The 6,807-nt window shown below is 65.5% G+C and carries 8 protein-coding genes; 6 read left to right on the forward strand and 2 right to left on the reverse strand.

Annotated elements, in window-relative coordinates:
• Positions 1–42 precede the first annotated feature (42 nt).
• On the forward strand, positions 43–261 hold the full coding sequence (locus SE92_RS04010; protein WP_063203335.1) for a hypothetical protein: 219 nt from the start codon (positions 43–45) through the stop codon (positions 259–261).
• A 41-nt stretch (positions 262–302) separates the two neighbouring features.
• Here SE92_RS04010 and glmU read toward each other — a convergent pair whose 3' ends face one another.
• Positions 303–1,658 (reverse strand): bifunctional UDP-N-acetylglucosamine diphosphorylase/glucosamine-1-phosphate N-acetyltransferase GlmU, encoded by a 1,356-nt coding sequence (gene glmU, locus SE92_RS04015; protein ID WP_063194569.1) that lies wholly within the window; start codon positions 1,656–1,658, stop codon positions 303–305.
• 172 nt (positions 1,659–1,830) lie between these two features.
• On the opposite strand from glmU, the gene SE92_RS04020 reads away from it, so the two are divergent.
• From SE92_RS04020 to SE92_RS04030, 4 genes are all read left to right on the forward strand, one after another.
• Positions 1,831–3,204 (forward strand): hypothetical protein, encoded by a 1,374-nt coding sequence (locus SE92_RS04020; RefSeq protein ID WP_063194570.1) that lies wholly within the window; start codon positions 1,831–1,833, stop codon positions 3,202–3,204.
• Positions 3,205–3,340: 136 nt separating this feature from the next.
• Entirely contained in the window at positions 3,341–3,781 is a 441-nt protein-coding gene (locus SE92_RS04025) for an MgtC/SapB family protein (RefSeq protein ID WP_063203336.1), read from the forward strand.
• Positions 3,782–3,868: 87 nt separating this feature from the next.
• On the forward strand, positions 3,869–4,030 hold the full coding sequence (locus SE92_RS35595; RefSeq protein ID WP_157095088.1) for a hypothetical protein: 162 nt from the start codon (positions 3,869–3,871) through the stop codon (positions 4,028–4,030).
• A 70-nt stretch (positions 4,031–4,100) separates the two neighbouring features.
• Positions 4,101–4,481, forward strand: coding sequence for a hypothetical protein (locus SE92_RS04030; protein WP_063194571.1), 381 nt, complete (start codon positions 4,101–4,103; stop codon positions 4,479–4,481).
• Here the strand turns inward: SE92_RS04030 and SE92_RS04035 are convergent.
• Positions 4,441–6,000 (reverse strand): glycoside hydrolase family 17 protein, encoded by a 1,560-nt coding sequence (locus tag SE92_RS04035; protein ID WP_063194572.1) that lies wholly within the window; start codon positions 5,998–6,000, stop codon positions 4,441–4,443. The two genes, SE92_RS04030 and SE92_RS04035, sit on opposite strands and share 41 nt — an antisense overlap.
• A 355-nt stretch (positions 6,001–6,355) precedes the next feature.
• On the opposite strand from SE92_RS04035, the gene SE92_RS04040 reads away from it, so the two are divergent.
• A partial coding sequence (locus SE92_RS04040) for a hypothetical protein (protein WP_063194573.1) occupies positions 6,356–6,807 on the forward strand: 452 nt, incomplete at its 3' end.

Here is a 6,807-nt window from a genome sequence, read left to right on the forward strand (position 1 = left end):
CAACATGTTTGACCAACGATTCCGGTGCAGGAGAGCAAAGCCATGAAAGGCTCGTCCGACCGCAAAGGTCTGTCATCGATGTCCGTGCGCGCCAGCGAGACCACGGGCACGCACCTTGCGCATTGGCCGCCGCCCCAGCGCGGCAAGGAAAGCAAGCCGGTCTTCCTGAAGCATCCGGAAGGCTCGCCGGCCAAGCGCGCCAAGCCACGCGGCTGGCGCCTGACCCGCGCGATCTTCTCCGAATTCGCCGACGACGAATAGCGGACGCCTCACCACCCGAGAACCAGGGCGCACGCGGCCGCCTACTTCTCCGGCTTCTTGCCGCCCGTCTTCATCTCGCGATAGCGCGCCGCGCCGCCTTCGCGGATGGTCTGCTGGTTGCGCTCCAGCGCCATGGCGTCATCAGGCACGTCGCGCGTGATCACCGAGCCCGAGCCGATATAGGCTCCGTTGCCGATTCTGACCGGCGCCACCAGCGAGGAATTGGTGCCGACGAAGGCGCCCTGCCCGATCACCGTCTTGTGCTTTTTGAAACCGTCGTAATTGCAGGTGATGGTGCCCGCACCGATGTTGGAGTTGGCGCCGACGGTGGCATCGCCGATGTAGGAGAGATGGTTGACCTTGACGCCCGCTTCCAGCGTCGCCGCCTTGGTCTCCACGAAATTGCCGATCCGCGCGCCGTCGCCGAGCGAGGTGCCGGGCCGAAGGCGCGCATAAGGACCGATCGAGACGTTCTTGCCGAGCGTGGTCTCGACGATATGCGAGAAGGAATGGATCACGGTGCCGTCGGCGATCGACACGCCAGGGCCGATCACCACGAACGGCTCGATGGTAACGTCCTTGCCGAACACCGTGTCGGCGGCGAGATAAACCGTCTCCGGCGCGATCAGCGTGACGCCGGCCTCCATCGCCGCCTTGCGCAGGCGCGTCTGCATCACGGCTTCGGCCTCGGCGAGCTGCGCCTTGGTGTTGATGCCGCGCACCTCGTCTTCGCTGGTCTCGATCACCACGGACTCCCATCCCTGCTTGCGGACGATTTCGACCGCGTCCGTCAGATAATATTCGCCCTTGGAATTGGCGTTGCCGATTTGCCCGAGGATCTGAAGCGCCCGGCGGCCGTCGATCGCCATCACGCCGGCATTGCACAGATCAATCTTGCGCTCCTCAGCACTGGCATCGGCCTGCTCGCGGATCGCGACCAGGCGTTCGCCCTCGACGATGAAGCGGCCATAGCCGGTGGGATCGGCGGCGCGAAATCCGAGCGCGGCGATGGCGGCGCCTTTTGCGAGCGGCGCGCGCAGCCGCGCAAAGGTCTCGGCCGAGATCAGCGGCGTGTCGCCGAAGGCGACGAGAAGATCATCGACGCCCCGCCCGATCGCCTCGCGTGCCGCCAGCACCGCATGCGCGGTGCCGAGCCGCTCGGCCTGCACGAAGGTGAGCGCGTCGGGCCTGATGCGCCTCGCCTCGTCCGCAACCGCCTGGTGGTCGGGGCCGATCACCACAGCGAGCGAGGTGCCGGTTCCCTGGGGTGCCGCGGCGAGCACGTGGGCGAGCAGCGTTTGCTGAGCGACCGGATGCAGCACCTTCGGCAGGCTCGATCGCATGCGCGTGCCTTCGCCGGCGGCGAGCACGATCGTGAGGCTGGAACGGGCGGTCATCGAAATCCTGTCAGATACGGCCGAATCAATTGGCGCGACGGGCGGCGGGTCACCCTGAAAAGCTCTCGCCTTGCTACCCCCGCAAACGCCCGGAATTCAAGTGCGACGGGGTTTTCCTGTTAATGTTCCCTGATTGATTCGGGGAAGCTTCGGGGCTGGGCACTTAACGTTCATGGCAAAGGATTCCGACCCACTGGCGGATGCCTTCGGCACCAAGGAGACCGGCGGGCTGTTCTCCGGACTTGTGGCCGAGGAAAGCGCGTTCGACCGCCGCATGATGTGGCGGCTGGGCTCGTGGGGCGTCGCGGCCGTGGGCGCCGTCACCATCGCTGTACTCGCCAACCAGGCCGGGCTCGGCTGGCGGCGCGATCAGATGGCCTCCGCGGATCTCGCGCGCCAGGCCGACCGGCTGCAGATGCTGACCAGGGAGAGCCAGAACGAGGCCCGCCGCCTCACCGCGGCGATCGAGACGCTGAACAACGATCGCGACCGGCTCTATTCGCGCGTCACCGTGCTGGAGCAAGGGCTCGATTCCGTCACCGGCGCCATCGCCAAGCAGACCGCTTCGCCGCCGCAGGCCGGCAAGGCGCAGGATGCCGCGCCCGCCGCCCCCAGTGTCGCGCCAGTCGCCTCGACGCCCGCTTCCGCCGGCGACAAGCCACGCACCGAGGCTGCGAAAGATACGCCCAAGGAAGCTGTCAAGGAAGCCGTCAAGGAAGCAGCCAAGGAGCCGCCGAGCCCGCCGTCGCAGACCGCTGCCGCCGCCTCCCTCGTGCAACAGTCCACGGCCATGAACTCGGCGTTGCCGACCGTGCCGCTGGTGCCGTCCAAGTCGATCATGGCACCGCCCGATCCGGCCGCATCGAAATTGACGCAGCCCGAGACGAACGAGAAGGCCGCCGAGAAGAAGACCGAGCCGGCGCCCGCCCCGACCGAAATCGTCGCGGCAGCCGCCAAGCCGGTGGAAGCAACCGAGAACGACTCCCCCGCGATCGCGGTTCAGCAGACGCGTTTCGCCATCGACCTCGGCGGCGCCAATTCGGTCGACGGCCTGCGCGCACTCTGGCGCGGCGTGACCAAATCCAATCCGGAAGTCGCGTCATTGCGGCCGATCATCATGATCAAGGAAGGCACCACCGGGCTCGGCATGCAGCTCCGCCTCGGTGCCGGTCCGCTCGTCAATGCTGCCGCCGCCGCGAAATTCTGCGCCAGCCTCGCCGAGAACGATCGTCACTGCGAGACCACCGTGTTCGACGGCCAGCGGCTGTCGATGCGCGGTTCGGAAAAGACGTCGGACAAGGCACAAGAGAAGTCTCAAGACAGGGTTCAGGAGAAGAATTCCGAGAAGAACCAGGATGCGGCTCCGCAAGCCGAAACCGCGCCCGTCACAAAGCCCGAGAAGCCGGACAAGCGCCGCCGCAGCTATTCCTCAAAGCGCTCGTCGAAGCGCGAGGAGCCCGCGCCTGCGCCCGCTGCGCAGCCGGCACCGGCCAAGCCGGAGACGGCCTCGGCCGCATCGACACTGACGTCCTTCTTCAGGCGGTAGGGCGCTCATCCTCGACGCGAGCCGCCTGCATGCGGCGATCGGACGCTGGGACCTGAGCTGCCCTTTCGCAGCCCGTTCGCGTTCATTGACGGCGAGCTATTGGCGTCGCTTCACCTGTCAGAACCTGCGGAATTCGATGAACGAACTGGATGATGTGCTGAGGCTGCTCGTCGCGGCCGGAACGGGCCTGCTGATCGGCATCGATCGCGACATGAACGACAAGCCGGTGGGAATGCGGACCCTTTCCCTGGTGGCTCTCGGCTCTGCGCTGGTGTCCATTTCCGTGATCGAGTTCCAGAACCTGCGCGACCACCCCGATGCGATCTCGCGAGTGATCCAGGGCGTCGTCGCCGGCGTGCTGACGGGCGTCGGTTTCATTGGCGCTGGCGTCATCCTGCACGACGCCAAGGCGAAGACCGTTCACGGCCTCACGACCGCGGCGACGGTCTGGATTGCGGCAGGGCTCGGAATTGCCTGCGCGCTGGGCGCTTGGCTGCTGGTCGGTGCTGCCATCGCGGTCACGTTGCTCGTGCTGTTCGTTCTCGGCTGGGTCGAGCGCCGGCTCGGATTGAAATGACCAGCAGCGTCTCGGCACGTACCAAATGATACGAGCGGGGTTCGCCTAGGACGGCAGTATCCGCGCCGAATTTGATTCGGAGCGGAGATGATGGAGGCGACCTTTCTGCGCGAGCAACTCGTGTTGATCCGCGAACTGGCCGACCGTGCCGACCCCTATGTCAAGCAGCGCTTGCTCGCATTGGCCGACAAATATGAACGTCGGCTCGCGGCACAGAGCCGGCACACGCAAGAACGCTCCGAGGCTTGACGGTTCGGGTCGACCAGAAACTTGCACCTGCCCTGTTGCCCCGTTCCGCCATCCCGACCATATTGCCCCCATGACAAAGAAGCCCTTCCGCCTCACGCCCTATCAGGTGCAGTTCCTGCTCGTCGTCGGTTTCGTCACCGTCGGCTGTGCGCTCTACGTGCGCTATCTCGCGATCGAGTTCTCGCAGGTCGCCCTCGCCTGTGACGCCGGGCTCCAGACGCTGGCCTGCAAGGCGCGGTCGGTCTCGACCGTGCTGTTCAAGAATTCGGTTTTCGGCATCGTTGCGCTGGTGGTTGCGACGCTGAACCTGATGCGGCCGTCGATCGTGCTGCTCACCGTCGGCATCATCGCCGCCGGGCTTGGCATCGTGCTCTACAATGTCGTGCTGTCGGGCCTTGCGATCGGCCTGTTCATTCTTGGGTTTGCTCGGCCCGCGCCCGCCACAGCGTGAGCGCGAACAACAGATAGATCGCGCAGGTCCACAGCGACTGCCAATTGTCGCGGCCTTCGTTGAAGAGCACGAAGACCGCCGACAGCGCCAGCACGCCCGCGAACACCGCTTCCGCGATCGGACGCTGGCCGATCTGCGGCCGGTTCAGCATCAGAAGAGCGAAAGGCACCACCGCCATCGTCAGCGAGGCGTAGGGAAAATCCTTGTAGCGCGGGTCGAACACGAAGCCGAGGGCGGTCGCGGCCGCGATCACCGCGGTCACCGCGAGCGTCAGGCCGAGCACTGCGGTGAGCTTGGACCATTTGCGGCCCTCGCGCGGACCTAGCAGATCGAGGAAGGTCGGAAGGCTGCGGCCGATCACCATCGCCTGGGCGCAGAAGATCGGCGACAGGATGCCGGCGAGCAGCAGCGCGCCCCAGAGCAGCCAGCCGCCGATGCCGTAGCTCTCGTAATACATCTTGTCGGCGCCGATCCCGAGCAGGCTTCCCGCCGTCGTCGCCGAGATGGCGACACCGAGCCAGGCCGAGAAACGCGGCGTCCAAGGCCGCCGGCGCAGCGTGATCAGCGCCACCGCGAACACCAGCACGGACAGGCCCATGCCCGCGCCCATGTACCATTTCCAGTACGGGAAATTGCTGATCGGCTGGCCCGGCGGATATTTCAGGCCCCGGCGCACCGAATCGAACAGGCCCCAATAGCCGCCGACGGTGCCTTCCAGCCTGCGCTTCCACGGCTGGTCGTAGGCCTCGATCAAATTGACGCGAAATTTGTTCGCCTTCGCAAGCCCCAGGATTTCCGAGACCACGCGCGCCTGGTTGGTGCGCGAGGGCAACGCGCCGTCGCGCATGCGTCCCTCGCTCGGCCAGCCGGTCTCGCCGATCAGGATCTCCTTGCCGGGAAACGCCACCGCCATGCGCTCGCGGATCGCCTCGACATGGGCGGAGGCGAACTTCGCCTTGACGGGGATATCCTCCCAATAGGGCAGGATGTGGATGGTGACGAAGTCGACGGCGTCATAGACCTCGCGGTTCTTCAGCCAGAACTCCCAGACATCGGCATAGGTGACGGGCACGCTGACCTGCGTCTTCACCAGACGGATGATGGAGACGAGGTCCGCCGTCGTCATCTCTCCGCGCAGCAGCACCTCGTTGCCGACGATGAGCGTGGTGATGATTTCGGGGAATTGCTTGGTGAGGCGGATGGCGAGCGCGGCCTGCTCATAATTCTTGGTGCGATTGCTGGAGAGCCAGATGCCCTGCAGCACTTTCAACCCGCCGACCTTGGCTGCGATCGCCGGCACCTGGTCGAGCCCGTTCTCCATGGAATAGGTGCGGACGCAGTCGGTGATCTCCTTGAGCTGGCGCAAATCCTGCTCGATCTGCTCGGCCTCGATATGGGTCCACGATTCCAGCGGCGTCTGCTCGCCGCGGAACGGCGCGTAGGAGACGCATTGGACCTTCTCGGCGGGATCGATCGGGGCGCGCGCGAGCGTGATCGGCGTCGCCAACCACCACCACACGGCAGCAATCGCACCCAGTGAAACGAGCAGAAGCGCCAGTGGCGTACGAAGAGAAATCGGTTCCGTCCTCCGCGAAGGGTCCGTCGATTACCTGCTTGCACGCCATCTGCCAAGGGGGTGTCAAAGCGGGTGTCCCGATGCCGATCCGTTCCCACGGATCCGTTCCTGTCTTGAGGGAATGGGGCTGCGGCCGTTCGACCGTGACCTAGCGTCGTGACTTTGCTGGACAAAATTCCAAATACAGGCCATGGACTCCGAAAGACTTTTCCGCCGCATTGGAGACCCATTTGGACGCCATCACCAGCGCGTCCGCGGGATCCTGACGCGGACGGGCAGCGGATACATTGGGGAATTCATGCGGCAACGGGTGTTCGAGTCACGAAATGCGGTCCTGCGGCAGTTCGCCGCCACCTTGGCCGTCTCCTGCCTTGTCCTTATAGCCAGCTTCGGCGGCGTGTCCGCCCAGAGCGGCACGCCTGCCCCCGACCAGGGCAAGCAGCCGGCGGCCCAGGCAACCGACGCCGCCAAGGACGCGAACCAGAGCCAGAACCAGAACCAGAAGCGGACCGACGAGTTCGCCGAAGCTGCCCGTGCCATCAATGGTCCGGGCGGCAACCCCGAATGCGTCTGGCTGGGCCGTCGCGCGGTTCAGTTGATGTACAGGGACGACCTCGATACCGCCTTCCGTCACCTCGATCTGTACGACCGCTTCGGCTGCCCCGGCGGCCACATCCAGGCCGCGTTCCGCTGCCTGACCCGCTTCCTGCCTCAGATCGACGACAAGGTTCCGAACAGCCTGAATAACCT

Source organism: Bradyrhizobium sp. AT1 (assembly GCF_001590795.1).
Taxonomy (GTDB): Bacteria; Pseudomonadota; Alphaproteobacteria; order Rhizobiales; family Xanthobacteraceae; genus Bradyrhizobium.